This window comes from Paenibacillus sp. Leaf72 (genome assembly GCF_001422685.1).
In the GTDB taxonomy this organism is placed as follows: domain Bacteria; phylum Bacillota; class Bacilli; order Paenibacillales; family Paenibacillaceae; genus Pristimantibacillus.
In genome coordinates, this window is the sequence record NZ_LMLV01000001.1 from 1,589,587 (window position 1) to 1,615,231 (window position 25,645).

Consider the following 25,645-nt stretch of genomic DNA (forward strand, 5'->3'; position numbering starts at 1 on the left):
TCAAATGAAAATCCTGTATAATAGTGTCAACTATCTTCACATGAGGGGAGTGGACACTATCGTACAAACGCTGCTGCAGCTGACAATCCGCGATATTTTACAACGGCCGCTGTTCCAGAAAGCCGAGGTGCTCGCAAGTGAAGATGCCTTAAACCGCACCGTCAGATGGGTCCACATTATGGAGGTCATTCAAGCTGGCCAGCTTTTAAGCGGCGGCGAGCTGATTTTGACGACAGGCATCGGCTGGCAGGAGGATGAAGAACGAAGCCTGATTTTTCTACAGCAATTGCTCGATTCCGGCGCATCTGGGCTGTGCATTGAGCTGGTCACTTATACTTCCAGACCGCCGGCACGGATGCTGGAGCTGGCAAAACGCGAGCATTTCCCCATTCTCCTCTTCCACGAGCAAGTCCGCTACATTGATATCACTCAGGATCTTCATGCCCACTTCATTAATCAGCATCATAAAATGGTGTCCGAACTGGAGACGTTATCCAGGCAGCTCGGACAGCTGCTCTTGTCCGGCAAGGGCCTGAGGCCCCTTCTGGAGCTGCTTCAGCAAACAACGGGTGCGCAGGTCGCTTTTTTTCCCTTGAATGCCGAAGCCCAGTTTGTCCCCTTCATGACGAAAGCGAAAGCCGACAAATTTTACGAGCGGTGGATTTACAATGAAATGTTCTCCGCTCCGCTGCTGAGCCAGCAGCTTGCTCATCGGCCCATTGTGGCGCTCGGCCATCTATTCGCTGATTTGCTCATTCACGCGAGGCAGGAGCTGACTGAATTTCAAATTCTTGCGCTGGATCGCTGTGCGACTGCGGTAGCCCAGGAAATGATGCGCACCCAATATACCGAGGAGAAACGCCGCTACCAAGACGATCTCTGGCTTGGCGACTGGCTTTCCGGCAAACATGGCCTAACCGAAATCAACGATTATATTCGCCGTATTAAACCGTCTGCCAAGCTTGGCAGCGTAGCGGTATGCGTGTTTCAGTTGGAAGCCTCGCACATGGAAGCGGCGGATTTTGAATCGCTGCTGCTCCAGCGCTACCGGGTGGCGCGGGCGATTTTTGAGGGGGAGGGCTTTTATTTGCTCCCGCTGCTGCTGCAAGGGCAAATTGTGTTTATTTTGCTGGATCAGCTGGAGCGCCAAAAATGGAAGGAGCGCCTGCTGCAAGCAGTTGAGCGGCTGCGCAAGACGGAGATGAAGCAGGAGCCGGCGCTCTTCTCCGGGCTTTGGGGCATTGGCAAGCTGGCCGCACAGGTCGACCAAGCAGCGGAAAGCTATGCAGCAGCCAAAGAGACGCTTGCTATACAACGGGATGCCGGGCCGCTGCCAGCCCCCTTTTTCGACGAGCTGCATACGTACAAAATCATTTCCGCGCTGAAAAAAAGCGGGATGCTGGATGAACTGATCCGCGAATACATTGAGCCGCTTGTCTCCTATGACAAGGAAAAACACGGCCAGCTGCTGCTGACGCTGAAAACCTATTTAATCCGCTCCGGCTCCAAGCAGGATACAGCCCGCGAGCTGTTCATCGCCCGGCAGACGCTTTATCATCGCCTTGATAAAATCATTGCGCTGCTGGGCGAAGATTTTATGAACGCCGATAAGCGGCTCGCCATTGAGCTCGCAGTGAACGCCTATGAATATACGCGCGAGGCCATCCGCTAAGGGGGCAGCGGATGGCGAGGATTACGCTGATGGCGCAGCGCCTGAGCTGGAAGAGGCTGCAGCAGCCGATGCCCGGGCCTGCGCCAGCTGCTTGATCAGCAAATTGGTTAAATATTTGCGCGCTTCGGCAGTAAGCAGCTGAACCGTTGCGGCTTCTCCGCCCGGATGCTGGAGCGTTACCGTCGCTCCGCTCAAATTTTCCTCAATGTGGATAAATTTAAACTGCCTGACCATATAGCTGTCCAGCTTCGCCTTCTCCTCCAAAACCTGCTGATATTCCGACACTTCGATCCCTCCTTGCTATCATTGAACCGTCTATTTGCTGCTTATGCCGACCGCTTTATAAGAAGCAGCAGGCAGCTCCCCCTGCACGGGCTGTTTGTAGGGCGCGCGCTTCACATATTGTCCGGCGCCTGCCCGTCCGACGAAGGCTAGATCGCGAATGACAAACTCGCCGCGAGACAGCACGCTGACTGGGGCTCCCGTTACAGCTATCCCTTCAAACGGGTTATAGTCCACATTCATATGATGCGCTGCTTCCGAGATAACCCTCTGGATCGTCGGGTCGAAAATCACGATGTCGGCATCGCTGCCTACCGCAATCGTGCCCTTGCGTGGAAACAGCCCGAACAGCTTCGCGCTGCGTGTCGAGACGAGATCGACAAACTGGTTCAGCGTCAATCGCCCTTTCGCTACGCCTTCGGAATAAAGCAGGGAGAAGCGGTCTTCGATGACCGGCCCGCCATTCGGAATTTTGCTGAAATCTTCGCGTCCAAGCTCTTTTTGCCCGCTGAAATTAAAGGAGCATTGGTCCGAGCCGATCGTTTGCAGCCCTCCTGTGCGCAGCGCATTCCACAAGACGTCCTGATGCCGGGTCTCGCGCAGCGGGGGCGACCATACGTACTTGGCTCCCTCAAAATCCGGCAGCTCCAAATACGATTGGTCGAGCAGCAAATATTGCGGACAGGTTTCACCCCAGACGTCGAAGCCCTGCTCCCTCGCCTCAGCAATCGCTTTTACCGCCTCCTCGCAGGTGACATGCACGACGTACAGCCTCGCTCCCGTCAATCCTGCAAGCTTTGCCGCTCTTCCTGTCGCCTCTCCCTCCAGCATGGATGGTCGGGTCAGCGCATGATAGATCGGCTCCGTATGCCCTTCCGCCAATGCCTTGGCAACGAGATAGTCGATGACATCGCCGTTCTCGGCATGGACCATAACCATCGCTCCCAGCTCGCTTGCCGTCAGCATCGTTCGGTAGAGGGTGCCGTCGTCGGCTTGGAAAACATTTTTGTAAGCCATAAACACCTTGAACGACGTAATGCCCTCCGTGTGGACAATATCCGGCAGCTCGGCCAGCACCGCATCGTTAATTTCGCCAATCATCAGATGGAAGCCGTAGTCGATGGCCGACTTTCCAGCCGATTTCGCGTGCCACTTCTGAATTGAATCCGCCAGCGGCTTGCCTTTATCCGTCAGGCAAAAATCAATAATCGTCGTCGTTCCGCCAAACGCAGCAGCAATCGTCCCCGTCTCAAAATTATCCGCCGTCACCGTACCGCCGAAAGGCATATCCAGATGCGTATGCGGATCAATGCCTCCGGGAAACAAATATTTTCCAGACACATCGATGATTTCCGCGCCGATAGCCGCACCAGCAGCTTCCAGCCCCGTCCCGATAGCCTGGATGATGCCCCCCTCAATCAGCACATCCGCCTGATACGTGTCCGCAGCCGTTACAATCGTTCCATTTCGAATGAGTTTCGCCATCTTCTCCATCTGCTACACCGCCTCTCTCGCACTTGATTTGGCATTCCCTTCGCTGCCGCCCATGCCCGCGATCGCTTGCTGGCGCTCATTCCATGACATCGGCAGCTCGGAAGACGGCACCTCGACCATTGAGATTGCTCCTTCCACTGGGCAAACGATGGAGCATAAATTGCAGCCGACGCAATCCTCTTCCCTCACCTTCAAGAAAGCACGCCCGCCTTCGTCCGTATGCCGCTCGATGCATTGATGCGAGGTATCCTCGCAGGCGATATGGCATTTGTTGCATACGATACATTCTTCCTCATGAATGCGGGCAACGACTTGATAATTCAAATCGAGATCGCCCCAGTCCGAATAGCGGGACACCGATTTGCCGATCAGCTCCATCGCCGACGATAATCCCTTGTCATCCAAGTAATTGTTCAAGCCGTCGATCATGTCCTCGACAATGCTGAAGCCATGATGCATCGCTGCCGTACACACTTGAACGCCCGTTGCGCCCATAAGCATAAATTCAACCGCATCGCGCCAATTCGAGATGCCGCCGATTCCCGAAATCGGAATGTTCACCTGCGGATTACGAGCGCATTCCGCGACCATGTTCAGCGCAATTGGCTTCACTGCCGGGCCGCAATAACCGCCATGCGCCCCCTTCCCGCCCACATGCGGAATCGTCAGCCAAGAATCCAGATCGACGCCAGCGAGCGAATTAATCGTGTTAATTAAGGAAATGGCATCCGCGCCGCCCCGCGTCGCCGCCTTTGCCGTCGCCGTAATATCGGTAATATTGGGCGTCAGCTTGACGATAACCGGTGTCTGCGCCGCCTCCTTCGCCCACATCGTCTGCGCTTCGACCAGATCCGGCTGCTGCCCGGAAGCAGCCCCCATGCCGCGCTCCGCCATGCCATGCGGACAGCCAAAGTTCAGCTCAAGGCCATCTACGCCGACCGCCTCGACCTTTTTGACGATTTCATGCCATTTCTCGCGGCTTGGCTCGACCATCAGCGAAGCAATGACAGCATGATTCGGGAATCTCTTTTTTGTCTCATAGATTTCCTTTAAGTTGACCTCCAGCGGACGATCCGTAATCAGCTCAATATTGTTGAAGCCCGCAACCCGCTGCCCGTTGAAATGTACGGCGGCAAAGCGCGAGGACGTATTGATAATGGGATCGCCCAGCGTCTTCCACACTGCGCCGCCCCAGCCTGCCTCGAATGCGCGCTGCACCTGGTAGCCCGTATTGGTAGGCGGCGCAGATGCCAGCCAGAAAGGATTTGGAGAGGCAATACCCGCTAGATTAATGCGTAAATCAGCCATTGTCGTTTCCCTCCTTATGCCTTCGATAAGATGCGAATTTGTACAGCTGCGTTTATAGCAGCTTGGCATTGATTGATGAGCCTGCTGCCTTGTCGTTCCCATGCAACAGTCACATACTGGATTTCACCGCATGCGGAGCCGACCCGGCCAATTTTGACGCTGCTTTCCTTATGCCGGCTCCTCCTGCAGCTTGATTAACTGCTTATAAATAGCATAAGCTGCCTTCTTGCCCTGCTGGGCGGCCGAGACGACCATCGCTTCTCCTTGGCCTTCACCGAAAATAACGTCCCCAGCGGCAAAAATTTGCGGATCGGACGTTTGATAGCTGCTCTCGTCTACCGTTACAATGCCGCGTGTATGCGCGATGCCTAGCTGCTCGATCAATGGCAGATGGCGCGTTTGTCCAATTGCTAAAACAACAGCATCCACTTCCAGCCTGAACGTCGAGCCGGGAATCGGTACGGGACGCGCCCGCCCTTCTTCCGTTTCCTCCAGCTCCATCATGAGGCATTCGAGTGCCGTCACTTGCCCCTTGGCATTCCCGATAATGCGAGCCGGTGCTGTCAGCCATTGAAATTCAACGCCATCCTGCTTGGCGAAGTCATATTCGAACGCATAGGCCGTCATTTCGGCGGCGCTGCGGCGGTAGACGATTTTCACATTCATGGCGCCAAGTCGTACCGAGCAGGTCGCCGCATCAATGGCCGTGTTGCCTGCGCCGATAACGGCGACACGTTTGCCCGCTATGTCGGTGCGCACAGCCGTTTTCGTCGACTCCACAAAATCAATGGCGTCAAATACGCCGTCCAGCGTTTCGCCTTCAATGCCAAGCGAAGGTACCTTCGACATGCCAATGGCCAGCACGATGGCATCAAATTCACGGCGCAGCTGCTCCAAGCCCACATCTACGCCAACCTTTGTATTCGTCCGAATGTCTACGCCTAGCTGCCGCACTTGCTCAACCTCCCAGAGCGAAACCTCCTGCGGCAGCCGGAAGGAGACGATGCCATACGTATCTAGACCGCCCGCTTGCTCCTTCGCCTCAAATACGGTAACGGCAAAGCCGAACCGCGCCAGCTCCCGCGCTGCCGACAGCCCGGCTGGGCCGCCGCCGATAATCGCGATGCGCTTGCCGTTGCTCTTGCCGGCCGTGAACAGCTGCTGCTCATTATGAATCGCCCAATCTGTAGCATAACGCTGCAAATCGCCAATGCGAATCGGCGTGGAGGAATGATTCAGCACGCATGCGCCCTCGCACAGCTCCTCGGTTGGACATACGCGCGAGCAGGTCGCGCCGACCGGATTGGCATCCATAATCGCTCTGGCGGAGCCCTTCAAATTGCCAGAAGCGATCTTTTTAATAAAAGAAGGGATATTGATACCTGTTGGACAGGCCGTAATGCACGGTGCATCATAGCAATACAAACAGCGATTCGATTCATCGATCGCTTCCTTCGGCTTCATGCCTGCCTTCACCTCGGCGAAATTGCGCCGGAGCGATTGCTCCGATATAAAGGCGATGCCCATAGCTGCTTCCCCTCCTATTTTTAAACCGCCTATTTATGATGAAAATGATCCACTATCCGCTTATCCGCTTATCCGTTTGTCCGTTTACAATCACAAGCTGACGAGATTGTCATACGTCTCCGGGCGGCGGTCACGGTAAAACTGCCATACCTCGCGGACTTCACGAATCAGCTCCTTATCCAGCACGCCCATGACGATTTCCTCCTTATCCCGGCTCCCGATTGCCGTAATCGCCCCACGCGGATTGACCAAATACGATTGCCCATAAAACTCGCCCATATTCCAAGGCTCCTCTACACCCACACGGTTGATCGCCGCAACATAATAGCCATTCGCCACCGCATGGGCGGGCTGCTCCAGCTTCCACAAATACTCCGAGGTTCCCGCAACCGTCGCCGATGGATTAAACACGATTTCCGCTCCATTCAACCCCAGTGCCCGCGCCCCTTCCGGGAAATGGCGGTCATAGCATATATACACGCCAACCTTGGCGTACGCCGTATCAAAGACGGGATAACCGAGATTGCCCGGTTTAAAATAAAACTTCTCCCAAAAGCCGCCCCCGCCGCCGCCCACAGCGACATGAGGAATATGATGCTTGCGGTATTTGCCAACATAAGCGCCATCCGCATCAATAACGGCAGCAGTGTTGTAATAAGTGGCGATGCCCTCCCGCTCGTAAATCGGCAAAATGATGACGATGCCGCATTCCTTCGCCAGCTCCTGAAAAAGCCGCGTCGTTGGCCCATTCGGAATTTCTTCCGCAGCTGCATACCATTTCGTCTGCTGCTCCGCGCAAAAATAAGGGCCATAAAAAATTTCCTGAAGCGATACGATTTGCGCACCTTGAGCCGCAGCTTCCCTTATCATGCGGATATGCTTCTCTATTGCAGCCGCCTTATGCGCCTCGACAGACTCGCCGCCATGCAGTTCGTTCGCCGCTTGAATTAAAGCAATCGACACCTTGCTCATCCCGTTTTCGCTCAAACCACCTCACTCCTTCCCCTTAGCAATGTTCACAGCCGCGCGGTACAGCAGCTCAGCTCCAAGCGCAATATCCTCCGGCGCGGCATATTCCCGCGGATTATGGCTAATGCCCTCCTTGCAGCGGACAAAAATCATGCTGTAATCGCACACGTAAGACATCGTGAGCGAATCATGAAACGGTCCGCTCATCAGCTCTGGCGGCGCAAGTCCCATGCCCGCAGCCTCGCGGTGCAAAATCGTCTTCAGCCAGTCCGCGCAATATCTCGGCTCGCTGTTCGTATCCTCGCGTATCGCATACGCGAGGCCATGCTCCACGCTGACCTGCTCGATCACCGCTCGCAGCTCCCGCTCCAGCCCGTTTCTCCGTTCCAGCTCAATGTCTCGGAAATCAACGGTAAAGCTGACCTTCTCCGGTATAATGTTGCGCGAATCCGGGAAAACAGCGACCGATCCGACGGTGCCGACCGTCGGCGCACCTGGCACGCGCCGGGCCAGCTCATCCAGCGCGACAATAACCTTAGCGCAGCCGACCATCGCATCCCGGCGCATCGCCATCGGCACAGAGCCGGCATGCCCGGCAAAGCCGGTCAATTCGACCGTCCACCAGACGGGACCGGAAATGCCGCTGACGATGCCGATTGGTTCATTTTTCGCTTCCAGTATGGGGCCCTGCTCGATATGAAGCTCCAGAAAGGCTCGGATTGATCCCGCCTCAAAAGAATAGCTGTCATATTGTGCTGGATCACAGCCGAATTGCAGCAGCGCTTCCCTGCGGGTTATGCCGTTTTTATCGGCTCGCGCCAGCTCCCCCTCCTCCAGCTTCCCGGTCATTCCCCTTGCGCCGAACAGCCCTATATTGAAGCGGCAGCCCTCTTCATCGCAAAAGGCGACTACCTCTACATTCATCTCCGGCCTAATGCCGCGCTCCGCCATCGTCTGCACTGCTTCAATTGCGCCGAGGACGCCAATGACGCCGTCGAATCGGCCACCATAAGGCTGCGAATCAATATGTGAGCCCAGCATAAGCACAGGCGCCTGCTCATCCCGTCCCTTATACACGCCGATTAAATTGCCGAAGGGATCGATTCGCGCCGTCATGCCTGCTTCCTCCATCCAGCCCTTTACGAGCTCCACTCCTGCGCGGTCCTCCGGGGATAAGGCGAGGCGGCATACGCCTGTTTCACCAATCTTGCCGATCGCAGCCAGCGCCATAATCCGCTGCTGAAGCCGCTCCGCCTGAATGTGATGCTTGTTCTCCTTAGCCTGAAGCGGCTTCATGCCGCATCCCCTCCTCCGATGCTCCGCCAGCGGCCCCGAACACCGCCAGCAGCGTTTCGATGATAAAAGCGATATCTTCATCCGTCGAAGAAAGCGGCGGACTGAGCGTCAAAATATTCATAAAGCCCGGCACGGTATCCCCGTTTTTGCCAATGAGCAAGCCTCGTGCCTTGCAAGCCGCGATTACACCAGCGACAAATGCAGCAGCGGCAGGCGTCTTCGTCTCCTTGTCCTCGACCAGCTCGATGCCGACGGCGGAGCCGAAGCTCCGAATTTCTCCGACATTCGGATGCCGGAGCAGCGGCTTCATGCGGCTGCGCATCCGCCTGCCAATGAGAGCAGAGCGCTCAACTAACCCTTCGCGCTCAATAATTTCAAGGTTTTTCAGTGCAACGGCACAGGAAACCGGATTGCCGCCAAACGTATTGATATGGCGGAAGTGGCTGTCCGGCCCTGCTTCCTTGAAGCTTTCATACAGCTCGGCGGATACAGCCGTTGCGGATAAAGGCGAGTAGGCGCTCGTCAGCCCCTTCGCCATCGTGACGATGTCCGGCTTAACGCCATAATTGTGGTGCCCGAATTTTCGCCCCGAACGTCCGAAGCCGCAGATGACCTCGTCAACAATCAGCAGGACGTCATATTTATCGCAAATGGCTCGCAGCTTTGGCAAATAGCTGTCCGGCGGCACGAGCATGCCGCCCCCGGTAATGACGGGCTCGACGATAATGCCAGCGACGGAGTCTGGCCCTTCCCAGATGATCGCGTCCTCATAGGCCTGGGCGCATTGCAGCTCGCAGGCACCGCTCGTCTGGCCGAATGGGCAGCGGTAGCAATAGGGCGGCGGCACGTGGGAGAAGCCCACGCCAAGCGGCTCGTATTTTAGCTTGCGCTGCGCCTGCCCCGTTGCGCCTAGCGCTCCCATCGAGTTGCCGTGATAAGCCCGATGGCGCGAAATGAACTTGTGCTTGGTCGCTTTTCCGCGTTGATGAAATGCTTGGCGGGCAATTTTGAACGCAACCTCGTTCGCATCAGAGCCGGAGTTAGAGAAGAATATCCGATATTCCCCCTCCAGCCAATCACCCAGCTTCGCCGCCAGCTCGATGCCCGGGACATGGGATTGAATGAGCGGCGAATAGGCCAGTGTCGTCATTTGCGCGGCAGCCGCCTCGGCAATTTCCTTCCGCCCGTGCCCCACATTGACGCACCATAGCCCTGACATGCCATCCAAATAGCGATTGCCGTCCACATCCGTAATCCAGCTTCCTTCCCCTGACGCGACAATCATCGGATGATCATTATGAGGTGTAATATGATGCCATAGGTACGCCCGATCCTTTTCCAGCAGCGCTTCCTTTAGCTCACTTGCTTGCATGGCTGCATGCTTAGCTTCATCATCCATTGCTTCGTGGATATCCATCAGCTTCTTCATCCTTCCCGCCGATTGCCGTCTATGTGCTCGATCTGCCGTTTATGTTGTCTATGCCCTGCAACAGCCATTTATGCACGAGCCCGAGAGATTCTTTAATTCCAATAAGGCTCGCCTTCTCGCAGTCTCAAAATCCCGCTTCGCTTCGGGCTTACGGCTTCGCCGCATCCGCCAAAATCGTCTTGTCGACTGCCACCGCCAAATCCGGCTCCTTCTTGATCAGCCCATATTTCAGCGAAATATCGACCGTCCGCTGCACAGCCTCGTCTACGAACGAGCCCACCTGCGCCTCCGTAAAGCCTTCCGGCTTGACCAGCTTGGCCATTTCCATCAACATCGTCGTCTGATGCTCCTTCGTCGTGCTGCCTTCAGTTACGGCTTTCATAATGATGTCAACCGATTCCGGCTGATTGGCAATGGCGTAGTTCCAGCCCTTCATCGTCGCGCGAATCGCTTTAACGGCGGTTTCCCGGTTCTTTTTCAGCCACTCCTCCTTCACGACCAGCGTATCCTCCAGCATGCCGACGCCCGCATCCTCAAAATCGTAGACGTACAGATCGTCTTCCTTCACGCCGCTTTCAAGCACAACATGGTATTCGTTGTAAATCGTCGAAACAGCCACATCAAGCTGCTTATTGAAAAATTGATCCATCGTGAAGCCCTGCTTCACAAGCTCCACGTCCTTTTTCGGATCAAGGCCATTTTTCTCCATGAAGGCGAGCACTTGAAACTGCTGGCTGCCCGTCCACATGCCGACCTTCTTGCCTTTCATCTTCGCCGGCTCGTCGATGCCAGATGCTTTGTCGGCGACGAAGCGGTAGGAGCTTTTCTGAATAAGCTGGGCGACCGATACGAGCGGCAAGCCATTAGCCCGGTTGACCAAAAGACTGTCAAAGCTCGTCACCCCAATATCCGCCGCCCCATTAACGACCTGCTGCTCAATGACGACATCTGGGCCGCCGGGAATAATCTCGACATCGAGCCCCTCCTGCTCATAGAAGCCTTTTTCCTTAGCGACAAAAATACCGGCGAATTGCGCCTGCGGCACCCATTTCAGCTGAATTTTCACCTTCGTAAGCGGCGCCTCAGCCGCTGCCGTCTCCTCCACTGCCGCCCCTTCCGATCCAGTAGGCATCTGTGTGCTTGCTGGCTCACTGCCTCCGCCGCCGCAAGCTGCCAGCAGCAAAAGCCATGCCATTGCCATCATTGCCAAGCTTGTTCTTCGGTTTCTCTTGATCATGAAGACCATTCCTCTCCCTATCGAATCGCATCTATTTATATGGGTCTTCCCTAGCTGCTGAAACTGCGACTGAGACTTAGACTGAGACTGCTGTGGCGGGGCGAGGTCGGCAGGCCCGCGCTTAAGCAGGCGAATCTAAGAGGCTCCGTATGAAGCGAGCTACCGATTGCGCTGCGCAACATGCCAAGGAATAGAAAGCTGCTCTGCAAGCTGTACAAGGTAAAAAAGCACAATGCCGAGCGCAGCGGCAATCGTTATGCAGGACCAGGCAAGCGGCATATTGCCGAGCTTGATTTGATCGGAAAGCAGAAAGCCCAGCCCCCGTGACGATATAAAAAACTCGCCGACAATGGCGCCGATGATGCTCGTCGACATATTGATTTTCAGTGCGGTAAAAAAATGCGGCAGACCATTTTTAAAACGAAGCTTTATAAATACGGAGCGGCGGCTTGCTGCATACACATGCATCAGCTCCACATACATGGGATCAATGGAACGCAAGCCCTTGTAGGCGCCGACCGCCATCGTGCTCATGGTCATAACGGAGACGATAGCTATTTTGGAAGCTGCTCCGCTGCCAAACCAGTTGTTCATTACGGGAGCAAGGGCAATAATCGGGACGGCATTCAGTGCCGCAAGCACAGCGATGCCGCCATTTAGAGCTTTCGGAGCAAAAGACGCAGCGGAAGCGGCGATTAGCCCCAGCAGCGAGCCTACTAAGCAGCCCATGATGATTTCCATGCCGGTAAACAGCGAATAGCGCCACAGCATCTCGGCATTTTCTTGAATGGACGAGGCAATCGCCGACGGCAGCGGCAGCTGATATAACTCCAGCTGAAACAGCTTATGGAATAGGCCCGTTTGCCAAGCCATCAGAAAAAGCAGCCCGAACACCAGCGGCAGCAGCCATGCCTTGCTTCCTCTTCGCCTTCGCCCCTTCTTCACTCGTCTGACAGTGTTTTCCCGCGACAGTACCGCAGATTGATTAGCAGGCACAGCAGCCATCTCCTTCATCATTCGTCCCTCCCTTGCGAGCGGAACTCTGGCTGCCATGGCGTAATAAGACGCTCCGCTATACTAATAGCCGCGAGCAGCAGCAGGCCAATAGCCATGCTCATTAACACCGCAGCCCAGAACATGTATACTTGAGCGTTCCCATAATAGAGCGAGCTAATCATCAGCACGCCGATGCCGTTCGGCGCTCCCATCAGCTCCACAATGATTGATGCGGTTATAGAAAGCGGCGCAGACAGCTTAAGTCCGGCAAACAGGCCGGGCAGCGAGGCTTGGAGCTTCAGCTTCATGTAAAGCGTCCATGTTGAGGCTGCGTAAGAGCGCATGAGTTCCTCTTGCTCCGGCTTAATGCTCTGCAAGCCGCGCAGCGTATACAGGGCAACCGGGAAAAAGGTAACGTAGCCCGACATCAGCGTTCGCGACAACGCTGGATCATGAACGATGCCGTAAATGATTGGCGCAAGCCCGATAATAGGCACCATTTGCGAGGCGATCATATACGGCGACAGCGTATGCTCAAGCGTGCGGGATAAGCTCATCAGCACCGCGAGAAGGAAGCCGACCGCAGAGCCAATGGTGAAACCTAGAAGCGAATTGCCGAATGTAATGGCACCCTGCTCGGCTAAAACAGGCCAATACTGCACAGCTGCATTCAGTACTAGGTGCACATAAGGCAGCTTTGAAGCTGGAGCCAGCAGCTGCCATACATCGGCTATAAGCCAAGCAAATGCTTCCCATAGCAACAGCACGCATACTGTCCACAGAACTACATGCCAACTGATTCCCCATCGCCTATACGATTTGCTCGTCAAGCGAATCACTCTCCTCATGGAAGCAGCTCCGCACCAAATCGGTCATCGCATGAAACTTATCCGATCTGCGAGTATGCGCGAAGCTTCCTTCCTCCCGCTCAACCTTGATTATGGAATGAACACGACCCGGATGGGCCGATAAAATGACGATCCGATCGGATAAATACACCGCTTCAGGAATGCTGTGGGTAACAAAAACGATCGTTTTATTCGTTTGTTTTTTAATATCAAGCAAATCAAGCTGCAGCCGCTCCTTCGTAAATTCATCAAGTGCAGAGAAGGGCTCATCCATCAGCAGCAAAGGCGGATCAAGCGACAAGGCCCGGGCAATCGCGACCCGCTGCTGCATGCCTCCGCTAAGCTGCCACGGATAGTGGTTTTGAAATTTGGAAAGGCCGACAAGCTCTAGTAAATGCGTTATTATTTCAGAATATTCAGACTTTTTAAGTCCCATTATTTCCATTGGCAGCTCAATATTGTCCTTGACCGTGCGCCATTCAAACAGCGTAGCACTTTGAAAAACAATGCCGAATTTGCGGCGCAGGCGCGCCTCGCGGGGATGCTGGCTGCCAATCGTAATTTGGCCCGAGGTAGGCTCCAGCAAATCGGCCATTAAACGCAGAAGCGTCGATTTCCCGCAGCCGGATGGGCCGAGGAGCGAGACGAATTCGCCCTGGCGGACGTCAAAGCTTACATTTTGCAGCGCAGCCACCTTGCGGTCACCGCTGCCAAAATACATGGATATATCGTCGATGCGAATTTCCACTGGTTGATTTTCCTTCGGAGCGTCCATGCCATCCCTCCTTCTCTTCAATCAACGCTATCTTTGTGTAATATTATATAACACTCAGTTTTAATTACATTAGACAGAGTGTTACATAATCATAATAATCCATTGTACATGATGTCCAATTCTTGCATAAATAGCTGATTTCCGCGCGCTGCTGTTGGGATTTATGTTTTATTACCTTACCTATTTGATACCGTTAATAGTTAAGGCTATCAGCTATTTATGAGATATAGCTTCTACTTTTGTCCTGCTCGTCACTAAATTTGCATCCCCAAAGTCAACCTCATGCTTTTCGATCCAGGGGATTGCTTTGTGCACAAGGATACAAAGATAGTTACGGAGCGGAGGGCACAGCAGCCGTTCTTTCAACAGAATCGCGGGTTATTCCACAAGTGGCGGACACAGCAACCGCTATTTCAACAGAATCGCGGGTTATGGCGCAAGTGGCGGACTCAGGAGCAGCTATTGCGCTGCTAATCGCCATTTTGACGGGGTTAGAAGGACAATAACGGTTTTCCTGTCCGCTTGCGACCCGAAATCGGCTTAAATGCCCAAATAGCGGAACCTCAGTCCGCCAAAAAGGAGGGAGCGTCCCTAGCTGCCCAGTCTCAGCAATACTGTTCTCAGCAGCTACACGCCTACACAACAAAAACCGCGCCACCACCATGAGCAGGAGCCCATGCCGGTAGCGTGGCTTTTTTTTCGAAATGAAAGCTATGCTATGAACTAATATCCCCAAACCGCCTAGCTATCCCACGCCTGCCAACGAAGGCCGGAGAATCAGCCTCGTTCTGCGTTACCTAGGATGCGGCCGGCGGGCGGTAAATGTCAGCCCTTTACGGCTCCATCGGTCACACCGGCTATAAATTGGCGGTTGAAAAACAGGAAGATTAGAAACAACGGCAGCGTAGCCATAACTGAAGCCGCCATAACAAGCGACTTATCCTGAAAATAGGACGACGTATCCAAGCGCAGCAGCGCTACCTGCACCGTCAGCATCTCATTCGATTTCATCACAATCGATGGCCATAAATAGTCATTCCACGCCCCCATAAAGGTCAAAATGCCAAGCGTCGCATAAGCGGGAGCAATTGCCGGAACAGCTATTAAGGCATACAGCTGCAGGTTTCGGCAGCCATCGATTCGCCCCGCCTCCACCAGCTCGTTCGGAACGGAGGCTTCGATATACTGCCGCATGAAAAACACCCCAAAGGCACTTACCATGCCCGGCACAATGACCGCGCGATAATCATTCAGCCATTGCAGCTTCGTAATAATCAAATATTGCGGGATAATGCCGAGCTGCGCCGGAATCATCAGCGTCCCGAGTACGAACAGCAGCATAAAGCCCTTTCCCGTAAAATTCAGCCGGGCAAAAGCGAAGCCTGCCAGCGAGCTGAGCAGCAGCATGGACACGGTGATGCTGACTGCAATAATGGCCGTATTGCCCATCGTACGCAAAAAATCGACATTTTCATTATTGAAAATCTTATCAAAGTTTTCCGCCAGGCGGCTTCCATAAAATACCTTCGGCGGTATCGCCGAAATTTCGCCAGCCGTACGGGTAGAAATAACGCTCATCCAATAAAAGGGAAAGATCGAAAAGCCGACAAACAGCAGCAGCAATACATAAACGATGGAACGCCCCGTCCGATTTCGCATGGCCGCCTCCTACCTCCTTAGCTTTCCGACTAGCAGCGAATTAAATAGAGCAAATATAACAATGATGATCAGCAGCAAATTGGCAATCGCTGAAGAATAGCCAAAAGCATGGTCGGTGAAAGCTGTTTTGTATAAATACATGACAACGGTTAGCACCTGATTGTTTGTGCCGCCATTAACGGCCGCGACGGCTCCCGACAAATCGGACATGAAGGTGAATGGCTCCGTAAACAGCTGGAGACCACCCGTCGTAGCAATCAGCGTCGAGAACATAATCGTTGGCGTCAGCATTGGGATCGTAATGCGGAAAAACTGCTGCCCCTTGCTGGCCCCATCAATCGTCGCGGCTTGGTACAAATCCCCTGGGATGCTTTGCAGCCCTGCCAGCTGAATGACCATGTGGAAGCCGAGATAACGCCAAAACACAAGCGCAGCGACTGCAAGCTGCGTAGCCCATGAATCCCCTGCCCAATCTAATCGATCCAAGCCCAGCAGCGTCAGCAAATAATTGAACAGGCCGTATTTCACCCCAAATACATTGGCAAAAATCAAGCTCACCGCCACAAGCGAGGTGATATTTGGCAAAAAGATAAAAAAGCGGAACACGCCTTTTCCTCTAATAAACGCCTGATTGAGCAGCACCGCCAGCAATATCGCAAACAAAATTTGAAAGGGCACGGATTCAAACCAAATTAAAAAAGTGTTGCCAATCGATTTCCAAAACAAGGGGTCATCCGTTAACAGCAGCCGATAATTCCGCAGTCCGACAAACGTCCGGTCCCCGAGCATATCCCATTTAAACAAGGAAATATAAATGGTATACAGCATCGGATAAAAGCCAAATACCATGAAGATTGCAAAAAACGGCAGCGTGTACAAATAACCGGAAATATGGTCGCTGATACGTTGATTAAACCGGCGAGCGGCATGCCCAGTCCTCATTTTCCTCTCCATTTTCCTCTCCACTTTCCAGCCTCCTCTCTAGCAGCATTTCATTCATGCAGCCTCGAACAGCAAAGGTAGAGTGCAGCCGGAAGGCCGCGCTCTACCGTCGTTTTCCTAACGGGCCAACGTCGATTTCACCTTGCTCACTAGCTCGGTCCACGTTTTCTCCGGGTCAGCCCCTTTCTCCACATTCGGAAGCTGCTGCCCAATTTCATTCGTAATCGTCGACCAATTATTAATCGAATCCATTAACGTCACCTGCTCCGCTGCTTTCGGATAAATCTCGCCTACTGGTGCGCCATTGAAAAAATCATCCTTTTTCGAGGTGAACGCTTCATCCTTGTATACACCCGGTGTCGAAGGGAAATTGCCATTGGATTCATAGACCGAAAGCTGCTGCTCCGGCGCCAAGATCCATTTAATAAACGCATAAGCTTCCTTTGCGTGCTTGCTTTGCTTAGGAATAAGCAGGAAGGAGCCGCCCCAGTTCGCCGAGCCGCCGGGCATCATCGCAATATCCCATTTCCCTTTCGCATTCGGAGCATTTTGCTTCACGAGGCCGAGCATCCACGGAGGCGCAAACATCGTCGCAAAATCGCCCGTATCCAGTCCGACCTTCCAGTCATTCGAAAAATCCGGCTGCTGCGCGGTCAATCCTGCCTGTGCAAGCTTCGCCGAGTAATCCCATGCCTCTTTCACCGCCGGATTCGTATCCATCGTCAAATTGCCGTCCTTGTCAAAAAAGGTGAACTCCCCGCCCTGCTGGATTTTAGGCAGAAACGCGCCAAAGAAGGCGTCGGTCGTCAGCGGCTTGCCCGTTTTCTCCTTAATCGTCTCGCCCAGCTTGAAATAGTCATCCCACGTAGCGGCGAGCTTGGATACCTCATTGCGGTCCGTCGGCAGCCCCGCCTGTTCGAACACTTCAATGCGATACATCATCGCCATAGGGCCGGAATCGGTCGGTATGCCAAAAATAAAGCTGCCATCCGCGCTTGTGCCCTGCTTCCAACGGGAATCGAGATAATCCTTTTGCAGCTCATCCGCTCCAAAGTCCTTCAGATTGTAGAAATAATCCTCTTTCTTAAACTGCGGAATATCATCAACCGTCAAAATAACGATATCTGGCGCTCCGCTGCCCGCGGAAAGCGCGGTTAACAGATTTTGCTTATGGTTGGCTTCGTCAATTTGCACATCCAGCGTAATGTTTTTATTTTCTTCCTGATACTGTTTAATCAGTCCATCAAGTCCGGGACCGTTCGTATTCCAGTAAGTAAGCTTGATTGGCGAGTTAGCGCTTTCTGAGGTGCCGCTAGAAGATGGGTCATTCGAGGAGCTGCAAGCAGCCAAGGAGCCTGCCAATAATCCGGCGGCCAGCAGCATGGTAAAAGGTTGCTTCATTCTCATCTTTATATCCCCCTGCATCATAATGTAAGCCCTTACAAGTCAGTTATACCACTTGCAGGCTAGGCCCGAGAATAAGGGGGATTTACGATTTTTTGAACTATTCTACAATCGGGTCATTTTTTCAGGTCGTACTCGACCGGATCCGGTAATCATACGGGCTGACGCCTTCTAGCGATTTAAATAAGCGGCTGAAATAAGCTTGATCGGAGTAGCCGGTGTTATGGCAAATTTGATAGATTTTCAGATTCGTTTCACGCAATAGCGTCTTCGCCCGCTCCATCCGAATTTGCGTCAAATGCCGCGTGAAGGACAAGCCCGTCTCGGAAGTAAATAGGGCGCTTAAATAATTGGGCGTCACGTCAAGCCGATTAGCCAGCATGCTGAGAGAAAGCTCTCGATTGGCATATTCATATTGAATGTGCGACATCGCATTTCGAATAATGCGATGCACAAATTCATTCATCGTTCGATTGTTCGTTGAATCGGGCAGGCCACCCTGAAAGGTTCTCATACTCTGCTCATACATCGCACGAATTGACGCCAAATCTGCAGTTACGCCACCAAGTCCGACTGCTAACTGTACAGCCAGCTTTTGCTCCAGGCATAATCTGGCCTCCTCTATGTACGGCTCCAATGCGGGCACAGCGATATCTGTCGAGAATAGAACGGCGGTCATACGCGAGGCTTCAATAATAATGACGCCGATTCCGTAATGGGCCAAAACATCCTCCAGCAAGCTCTTCGCCCAGAAGCGGTCCGGCTTCGTCCAAAATTCACGGTCGGGGCTCGTCAATGTGAACAATCCAATCCAGCGATGCGGTGGAAACAGCGAGTGGTCTAGCGGCAGCTCCGGCTGCTGTTCATAAAATAAATCCTGCACACGCGATTCCAGCGCATTTTGCTCGCGCAGCTTAATAATTTCGAGCGAGGGTCCTCGACTCTCATCCCTTAGTCCTGACTCTGACTTGAGGCTATCGATCCCCTCCAACCTGTGCTCAATCATCACAATGATCAATTGCAGCACATAAGTCCGCAGCTTCATTCGTTCCAGTTGGTTCATTGCAGCCGAATGGCGGGAGGCTTCGATTATTTGGTCAAGAATCGGTCGCAGCCGCTCCGCCACCCTAGAAGCAGCCGCATAAAACAGCTGCGGATCATGAAAAATCGAGTAGGCCAGCGAGCGATCCTCTATATCCAGGTGCAAGCAGAAGTAGGTGACTCCCTCCTTGTCACTCGTCTGGCTCTCATGCGTATAGCCGGGAGGAATAATGACCAGATCACCAGGGAATTGCTCATAAGGAATGCCATTAATGATCATTTTCTGAAAACCCTCAACGACCAGATTAATTTCCAGCAGCGGGTGGTCATGCTCCGGGTAAGACCAGCCCTGCTCTGCACTGCGCCAGTGTGTGCCATAAAGCTGGAAGCTGAACCTAAAATCCGGCAGCGCAAACTCCTCCAGACATTTGTCCTTCCCGCGGCCGGGAATAAACAATAACGCCATACGCCGTCCCTCCTAGAAATATCCATCGTCATTTTATTGTGGCATACGCCTTAAAAAAATAAAAGCGGCCGCATTATAGCAGCCGCTTACAATAAAATATTCAAATACCTTGGTGATTCAATCTAACCCAAATCATTAATTCACTTCAAAAGCGTAGCCCAATCTTGTATTAATCCGAAAGTCTCCTCTTGATTTTCATCTAATCTTTCAGCGATGCGTATACATTCTAATTTCTGCTCGGGTGAAAGTCCTCCGGCAAAATGTATGGCTTCTGCATAATAATAAATGAGCTGATTGTCTTCCTGTTCCAGTTCCTCCTTATCCGCCAGCTTTTCCAGACGCGCTATACACTCTACTGCCAAGGCATTCCCAAAAGACTCCAACTGCAAGAAAACATCGATTTCCGCTTTATCAAATTGAAATGGAGATACCTCTGCAAATTCACTTTCCAGTGCATCCAGCCAATAGTCCAAGTATTTCCCGACTGACAGTTGTTGATTTTGCTGCATCGTTTGCTTGAATTGCTCATCCTTCTCCTGTAAATCAGGGAATATCTCATAAAACAATTGTGGATCAATCGTCTTTCTCATAATTAAGCTATAATCCAAATAGTCATTTCCGGTAGCGGCAAACGCAATAAAATTTTTGGTCTTGTTTAGTGATTGAAAAGCATCTTCCTCAATTAAACGTTTGACTGCTTTCAGCACAAGAACTTGAAAACCTGCCTTCATAATTCCAGTCTCAAATGCAACAATAGGGTCACTATCTTTAGCAGGAGTCTCCTCTTCCTCTAAATCTTCTGTCAAATAAGCCAGCTTTTCAAAAAAATCGATAACAAGTCCATGCATCCCCATATGCTCCTGCCAATATTGAAACTCGAAATCACCCTGATTATATTTCAAGCTGTTCACTTCGTGAGCACTTTTAAGTTTCGGATAACTTCTCAGCGTTTCCTCAAAACTTTCTAGCGTATTCATATAAATGTATATGCTGTTATGCTCATCAGCGTATAAATTAAAAGCATATACATCCTTATTGTGATCACTATCTGCAAAAGACTGTATCGCCACTTTGCACCCTTCTACCAAAGCATGAACAAACTTCTCTGTAGTAATAGTTTCAACATGCTCTGGCTTGCATAAGCTATATCCTGCCTCTCCATCCTCATATAACACGTAATAACCGGCTCGATCGATAGGGGTTCTTCCATCCATCTGTCTTCCAAGTTTCGAATAATAAATGTTCATATGATTTCTCCTCTATATGTTTTATTTCCCTAAAAATCCGCCTTCAGATCTAATGATCTGGCCCGTAATCCACTGCGCATTGTCGCTGGCCAGCAAACAGATCGCTTTCGCCGCATCCTCCGGCAGACCGATACGTCCCATCGGGAACAGCGGCAGCAGGCGGGCTTTCAGCTCATCATCCATCCAGCCCGAATCGGTCGGCCCCGGATCAAAGCCATTGACCGTTATTTGCAGCGGAGCAAGCCCCACAGCAAACGGCTCGATGAGAGCGATTAAAGCGCCTTTCGTAGCCGTATAGGCGAGATTGTCCGCATCCGGTCCTTTGGAAACCATAAATATAATTCTTCCGTTCGTCCCTATCGGCTGGTTTTGCTCAAAGCGCTTCGCGAACTCGGTACTGAGCAGCATCGTTGTCCGGTTGTTCACCACATGATGCTGCTCAAGCAGCGCTAGATTCAGGGTCCGAAAATTTGTCGGCACACAATAAGCCGCATTATTAATTAAAATCGAGGGGCTGCCCAGCGTCCGCTCCACCTCATCCATGATGAGAGACGGCATATCCGGGTTGGAAAAATCAGCCTCCATATGGCTCGCCCTTACGCCTAGACGTTCCAATTCGCCGCGCAATTGCTCCGGCCAAGCTTGCTCGAGGCCATTGCCTTCCACCTCATCAAACGCTTGCCAATGCGTAAAAAAGATATCGATGCCACTGCCCGCGAGCGCGCGGCAGATCGCTGTTCCAATGCCCGTGGAGCGGCTTGCGCCGGTCACAATAGCAATTTTATTTTTCATCGAAGCTTTCAAAGAAGTCATGTGTAATTCCCCCATTCAATATTGGAGGATAAGAAGACATTAGGCATTCACCCGAGATGCTGCTCTGCCCCATAACGAACAACGGCTGCCTATAGGCAGCCGCTGACAGGGGTATATGAAATCCCCAGCCCTGCTTATCCTGTAAGGTTTGCGAAAGGAACGCCAAATACAATAGCAAGCTAAAGCCCCTTACTAAATCGGCATTCTATTCTGCTGCTAACCTCTACAGGATTATCCACATGGCGGGTTCAAGTCTCCTTTTTCAAGCATCTCTATTCCGGATCATAGCATGGCGTGGAAGGTTTGGAAAATCGTGAGAATATAAATATGTGATCCTTTCATTACCTTTTAAATATGTATAGAAAGTATTGAAAATAATCGGGTCTATAACACCGCAAAATACAATCTATTACATCCACATTCGACTGATATCGCCAAATTATTTGGTTTAAATTCTCTCAAATTGTTGATGATGGAATCATTAAGTGATACTATAGAACTAAATAAAAAAGATTTTGAGGGGGATCAATTGGACATTGAATGAGAAAAAAAAGCCAGGCTGTTTGAAGATTATCCTTATCGTTTTTGGCGTTTTCCTAGCACTAAGCATTATTATTGCAATTATTGGAAGTTTAGCTGACGACTCTAGCGAACCCACTACTGCGTCCACAACTAAGGAAACAACAGCAAAAACTTCACAAGGCTCAGAAGAATTGTTTGCTACTGCTAAGAAGCAATTTGAAGAGGGCAGCTACCTTGATGCTTCTGCTACAATTGAAAAAGCAATTAAAGCTGAGAATAAAGACGAGTATACTAAATTAAAAACGGATATTGCGGCGAAAATCAAGGAACGCAAAACAAAGCTTGAATCCGGTTTTGAAATCAAGGAAGATAAGGTTGAGAACATCACTTTCATCTCTCCATCCGAAGGTGTTACAAAAGGATTAGTATTTTACCCTTACATCGGCGTTAAAGATTCCAAAAAGTATATGTTGTTAAGAGTAGGATTCCAAGAGGATACTTCAAAGGCTCTATTCGTATTTACTAGCATTAAAGTACGTGCAGGAGATAAATTAGAAGAACTTTCTTTTAATCCTTTGAATAAATCAAGCGATGTTGATATACTTGGTGCTGGTATGACGGAAATTGTTGATATTAATGTTAACAAAACCATTCAAAACATGCTTGACAGCCAAATTCCAAGTACCGAAGAAGTTATTGTTAGGTTTGAGGACATTTCCAATAAATCAACCGACTATACATTAACGAAAGAACAAAAACAAACGATTGCTGACATTCTAGAGTATTACAATTATTTGGATTAAATCATAAGAATACTTAAAGGCGCCTCCTTTCTTTTATACAAGAAAGGAGGCGCCTTTTGTATACTGCCGTTACTTTTCCGAGCATGAAGCAGTAAAACCTTAAGGCTACTTATTTTTCACCATTTGTCTCGCATGCAGCCAAGTTTTGATATTGCTATACAAGCTGTGCGGGTAATCATAATGATAAACTTGCGCTGTCTCTAAAGACAGACGGCCGAATAATTCATAAGAGACGATCAAGGCTTTCCAGCTAGCAAGCTGATCAAAACCTCCGAACGATTGTTTTAAGTCCGCTATAACTGCATCATCTGCCCAGTCTGCAATAAATTTCCCGGCATGCCAAGTATCATAGTTTTGTCCATGAATCGCTTTGGCATGCCACTCCATCATTTGCAGCAGCAGCTGTTTGCAATCGTGATCCCTTTCGCCCGCGACCCATAATTCACCGCGCAAAATCTGCTTCGCCACATACAGGCAGGCAAACCCATATTGCTGAACCACCTGCTGGAAGGCAGCTTCCGTAATCGGTGGCGGCAGGTCAGGGACAGCTGTTTTGGGAATCAATTTGTCGCCTTTGCCCGTCTTGTCCAGCAGCAGCTTCACCCCACGCTTAAAGCCCTGCGGCACTTGTCCGACAGCAGCCAAACGTTCCAGTTCAGCGATAGGACAAAACAAGAAATCCACCTGCAGTCCCTCATTGAATAGCACTAATTTCTCAGGATCTCCTCCTGCCGTCCGGTACATAAAGCTCGTCCAAACTTCCCCAATATGGATCAGCCAATCATTATGCTCAAAATAGTAATCTGGATTGGTCGAATAAATGACGATGTCCAGATCGGAAAATTCATCAAACGGCTTATCCGTTCTTGCTCGCGATCCCATCAAATATATCGTCTGTATTTCATCGTTTTCACCAGCCCAGCTTACGATTCGCTGCTGCAGCATTTCGTATAAATCCGCCATTTTCACTCCTCCATCACTTGTGGGCGTCTAAAGATCCTTTTTCAAATAATAATGCTGATGGCCCCCGGCGTTGTCTATTGTGCCATAAACCTCGTAGCCATGCTTCTTGTAAAAATCGAGCGCCTGAAAGCTTAACGTGTCCAGTTTAATGAAATCGCATTTTTTCGCTTTGGCAAGCTCCTCTGCTTCTTCCAAGAGCTTCGACCCATAGCCTAATTTCCGCAGCGGCTCATCGACATACAAAATATGCACCTCCAGCCAGTTCCAGCACACTTCACCCAGAAGCCCGCCGTATACGACGCCATCCTCCTTTTTTAAAATCAGATTAATCTCTTGGTATCTGTCGCTTAGCTCTTTCGGAAAATGCTCCCTATTAAAGGCGATTAGCTTATTTAGCACAGCTTTCTTATCGGCCGAATTTGATTCGTTTATGATCTGAAGTTCCATGGCACACCCCTGCTTTCTCCCAGCTAATTCCATCCTATTCTTGTATTATCTACCGCAAACGGGGAAAAAGCTATACACAAATAGAGAAATAGAGCGCAGCTTACTGGGGAAGCTTAAGTTTCCCCCCTTTAAAAATCGCGAGCCAAATGAACAGCAGCCTAGCCCAAGCATCGGCATGCTTGGGCTAGGCTGTGTGCAAAGTGAGCGTTACGCTTTATTTTCCAGACTGCTGCCTGTCGTAATGGCTGCCTCCTTAAAATTTTCCACCGAAGCGGTCTTTTCATAAAAACGGGGCGTATTCGCCATTAAGCCTTCACGCGTATAGAAGGGATCGTTTTCTGCAAGCGGGAACACGACCTTTTCTCCTGTGCTTGCCGACTTGTAAACACCCGTAATAAATTCAAGCGTGCTGCGGCCGCTGATACCGTCAATAAGAACGGGCGCGCCGGTCTCGATCGCGGTCAGCACGTTATCGATCTGTCCGAGATGGCCGATATACTCCACCTCCGGAAGGTCTTCATACAGCTTCTGAAGCTGCTGCTCCAGCTCTTCATTAGCCATCGGGAAGCCATTCGGCCGCGAGATAGAAGCCTTCATTTTCCATGGAACGGACACACGGGCCTGCTTGCCTTGGAAAATCAGCTGCTGCTCCTCGCCATGGTGCACAACGGAGCTAGTCACGATGCCGAGCGCCCCTTGCGGGAAGCGCAGCATTGCCATCGACAGATCCTCGACCTCTGCATTATCATGCGATGTATTCGTCATAAATGCTTGTACCTCGCTGGGCTGTCCCATCATCCACAGCAGCGCATCAATATGGTGCACCGCATGGTTCAGCGTACAGCCGCCACCTTCCTTCTCCCATGTGCCTCGCCACCACAAATCGTAATAGGAATGTCCACGCCACCAGAAGGAATCAACCTGAGCATGAACGATAGGCCCCATCAGACCGCTATCTACCACCGATTTCAGCTTCATCATTGGCGTTTTAAAGCGATTTTGCGCCACAATGGACAGGATTTTCCCGCTGCGGCGGGCCGCTTCGTTCATTTGGTCGCATTCCTGCAAGGAAGAGGCCATCGGCTTTTCCACGAGTACATGCTTGCCATCGTTCAGAAGATCAACCGCAATAGGCGCATGGGTATAAGGCGGCGTACATACCGATACCAGATCGATATCCTCCCCTAGCAGTTCCTTATAATCAGCTACAATTTTAACGCCTTCCAATTGAAACTGCTCCAGTCTCGCCTGTGCCTTATCCGTGTAGGAATCGCAAATCGCTACAACCTTGCAGCGCTCGCCAAATGTTCTATACGCTTCCAAATGAGCGGAGCTAATGGCTCCTGCTCCAATAACCGCTACTTTCAGCATAAAACGAACTCCCCCGTCCGCAAATGAGTTAATCTTTCCCTCTTAATTTTAAAGGAAAATCAACCTCATTTATGATTGGGAATTGTGATAAAATACAACTATATTGCGGTTTTTGAAGTGTTTCAGCTACATGC

Annotated in this window: 23 protein-coding genes; 3 read left to right on the forward strand and 20 right to left on the reverse strand. The window is 51.3% G+C overall.

Going from position 1 to position 25,645, the window contains the following annotated elements:
- Positions 1–49 precede the first annotated feature (49 nt).
- Entirely contained in the window at positions 50–1,672 is a 1,623-nt protein-coding gene (locus tag ASF12_RS06800) for a PucR family transcriptional regulator (protein ID WP_235533061.1), read from the forward strand.
- Between the two features lie 21 nt (positions 1,673–1,693).
- On the opposite strand, the gene ASF12_RS06805 is transcribed toward ASF12_RS06800, so the two are convergent.
- From ASF12_RS06805 to ASF12_RS06855, 11 genes are all read right to left on the reverse strand, one after another.
- A complete protein-coding gene (locus ASF12_RS06805; protein ID WP_056031270.1) occupies positions 1,694–1,957 on the reverse strand; it encodes a hypothetical protein in 264 nt (87 codons plus the stop codon).
- A 30-nt stretch (positions 1,958–1,987) separates the two neighbouring features.
- Positions 1,988–3,439, reverse strand: a complete 1,452-nt coding sequence (gene hydA, locus ASF12_RS06810; protein WP_056032939.1) for a dihydropyrimidinase — start codon at positions 3,437–3,439, stop codon at positions 1,988–1,990.
- 12 nt (positions 3,440–3,451) lie between these two features.
- On the reverse strand, positions 3,452–4,756 hold the full coding sequence (gene preA / locus ASF12_RS06815) for an NAD-dependent dihydropyrimidine dehydrogenase subunit PreA (protein WP_056031272.1): 1,305 nt from the start codon (positions 4,754–4,756) through the stop codon (positions 3,452–3,454).
- Positions 4,757–4,924: 168 nt separating this feature from the next.
- Complete coding sequence (locus ASF12_RS06820) at positions 4,925–6,283, reverse strand: NAD(P)-dependent oxidoreductase (protein WP_056031275.1); 1,359 nt, start codon at positions 6,281–6,283, stop codon at positions 4,925–4,927.
- A gap of 90 nt (positions 6,284–6,373) precedes the next feature.
- A complete protein-coding gene (locus ASF12_RS06825; RefSeq protein WP_056032942.1) occupies positions 6,374–7,255 on the reverse strand; it encodes a nitrilase-related carbon-nitrogen hydrolase in 882 nt (293 codons plus the stop codon).
- A gap of 21 nt (positions 7,256–7,276) precedes the next feature.
- Positions 7,277–8,548, reverse strand: coding sequence for a M20 family metallo-hydrolase (locus ASF12_RS06830; RefSeq protein WP_056031279.1), 1,272 nt, complete (start codon positions 8,546–8,548; stop codon positions 7,277–7,279).
- Positions 8,529–9,920, reverse strand: a complete 1,392-nt coding sequence (locus tag ASF12_RS06835) for an aspartate aminotransferase family protein (protein WP_056032945.1) — start codon at positions 9,918–9,920, stop codon at positions 8,529–8,531. Before ASF12_RS06835 ends, ASF12_RS06830 begins: the two co-directional genes overlap by 20 nt.
- A gap of 205 nt (positions 9,921–10,125) precedes the next feature.
- Positions 10,126–11,214, reverse strand: coding sequence for an ABC transporter substrate-binding protein (locus ASF12_RS06840; RefSeq protein ID WP_081418648.1), 1,089 nt, complete (start codon positions 11,212–11,214; stop codon positions 10,126–10,128).
- Between the two features lie 159 nt (positions 11,215–11,373).
- Entirely contained in the window at positions 11,374–12,231 is an 858-nt protein-coding gene (locus tag ASF12_RS06845) for an ABC transporter permease (RefSeq protein WP_155972845.1), read from the reverse strand.
- Positions 12,228–13,058, reverse strand: coding sequence for an ABC transporter permease (locus tag ASF12_RS06850; RefSeq protein ID WP_056031288.1), 831 nt, complete (start codon positions 13,056–13,058; stop codon positions 12,228–12,230). The genes ASF12_RS06845 and ASF12_RS06850 overlap by 4 nt, the downstream gene beginning before the upstream one ends.
- A complete protein-coding gene (locus tag ASF12_RS06855; RefSeq protein ID WP_056031290.1) occupies positions 13,021–13,833 on the reverse strand; it encodes an ABC transporter ATP-binding protein in 813 nt (270 codons plus the stop codon). Before ASF12_RS06855 ends, ASF12_RS06850 begins: the two co-directional genes overlap by 38 nt.
- A gap of 302 nt (positions 13,834–14,135) precedes the next feature.
- Between ASF12_RS06855 and ASF12_RS34295 the strand changes: the two genes are divergently transcribed.
- On the forward strand, positions 14,136–14,339 hold the full coding sequence (locus tag ASF12_RS34295) for a hypothetical protein (RefSeq protein ID WP_155972848.1): 204 nt from the start codon (positions 14,136–14,138) through the stop codon (positions 14,337–14,339).
- A 319-nt stretch (positions 14,340–14,658) separates the two neighbouring features.
- On the opposite strand, the gene ASF12_RS06860 is transcribed toward ASF12_RS34295, so the two are convergent.
- From ASF12_RS06860 to ASF12_RS06885, 6 genes are all read right to left on the reverse strand, one after another.
- Entirely contained in the window at positions 14,659–15,492 is an 834-nt protein-coding gene (locus tag ASF12_RS06860) for a carbohydrate ABC transporter permease (protein ID WP_056031293.1), read from the reverse strand.
- Positions 15,493–15,501: 9 nt separating this feature from the next.
- Positions 15,502–16,458 (reverse strand): carbohydrate ABC transporter permease, encoded by a 957-nt coding sequence (locus ASF12_RS06865; protein ID WP_235533062.1) that lies wholly within the window; start codon positions 16,456–16,458, stop codon positions 15,502–15,504.
- Positions 16,459–16,551: 93 nt separating this feature from the next.
- Complete coding sequence (locus tag ASF12_RS06870) at positions 16,552–17,841, reverse strand: ABC transporter substrate-binding protein (protein WP_056031296.1); 1,290 nt, start codon at positions 17,839–17,841, stop codon at positions 16,552–16,554.
- Positions 17,842–17,962: 121 nt separating this feature from the next.
- Positions 17,963–19,345 carry an AraC family transcriptional regulator gene (locus tag ASF12_RS06875; RefSeq protein WP_056031299.1) on the reverse strand — a complete coding sequence of 461 codons (1,383 nt, stop codon included), beginning with the start codon at positions 19,343–19,345 and terminating at the stop codon, positions 17,963–17,965.
- A gap of 140 nt (positions 19,346–19,485) precedes the next feature.
- On the reverse strand, positions 19,486–20,592 hold the full coding sequence (locus ASF12_RS06880; RefSeq protein ID WP_056031301.1) for a DUF4303 domain-containing protein: 1,107 nt from the start codon (positions 20,590–20,592) through the stop codon (positions 19,486–19,488).
- Positions 20,593–20,613: 21 nt separating this feature from the next.
- Positions 20,614–21,405, reverse strand: a complete 792-nt coding sequence (locus ASF12_RS06885; RefSeq protein ID WP_235533063.1) for an SDR family oxidoreductase — start codon at positions 21,403–21,405, stop codon at positions 20,614–20,616.
- Positions 21,406–21,941: 536 nt separating this feature from the next.
- Here ASF12_RS06885 and ASF12_RS06890 point away from each other — a divergent pair.
- Complete coding sequence (locus ASF12_RS06890; RefSeq protein ID WP_056031304.1) at positions 21,942–22,730, forward strand: hypothetical protein; 789 nt, start codon at positions 21,942–21,944, stop codon at positions 22,728–22,730.
- A 105-nt stretch (positions 22,731–22,835) separates the two neighbouring features.
- Here ASF12_RS06890 and ASF12_RS06895 read toward each other — a convergent pair whose 3' ends face one another.
- The 3 genes from ASF12_RS06895 to ASF12_RS06905 all read right to left on the reverse strand — a co-directional run bounded on the left by ASF12_RS06895 (position 22,836) and on the right by ASF12_RS06905 (position 25,511).
- Positions 22,836–23,693 (reverse strand): aminoglycoside 6-adenylyltransferase, encoded by an 858-nt coding sequence (locus ASF12_RS06895; protein WP_056031307.1) that lies wholly within the window; start codon positions 23,691–23,693, stop codon positions 22,836–22,838.
- A 27-nt stretch (positions 23,694–23,720) separates the two neighbouring features.
- Complete coding sequence (locus ASF12_RS06900) at positions 23,721–24,140, reverse strand: GNAT family N-acetyltransferase (protein ID WP_056031310.1); 420 nt, start codon at positions 24,138–24,140, stop codon at positions 23,721–23,723.
- 207 nt (positions 24,141–24,347) lie between these two features.
- A complete protein-coding gene (locus ASF12_RS06905; RefSeq protein WP_056031313.1) occupies positions 24,348–25,511 on the reverse strand; it encodes a Gfo/Idh/MocA family protein in 1,164 nt (387 codons plus the stop codon).
- Between the last annotated feature and the right edge of the window lie 134 nt (positions 25,512–25,645).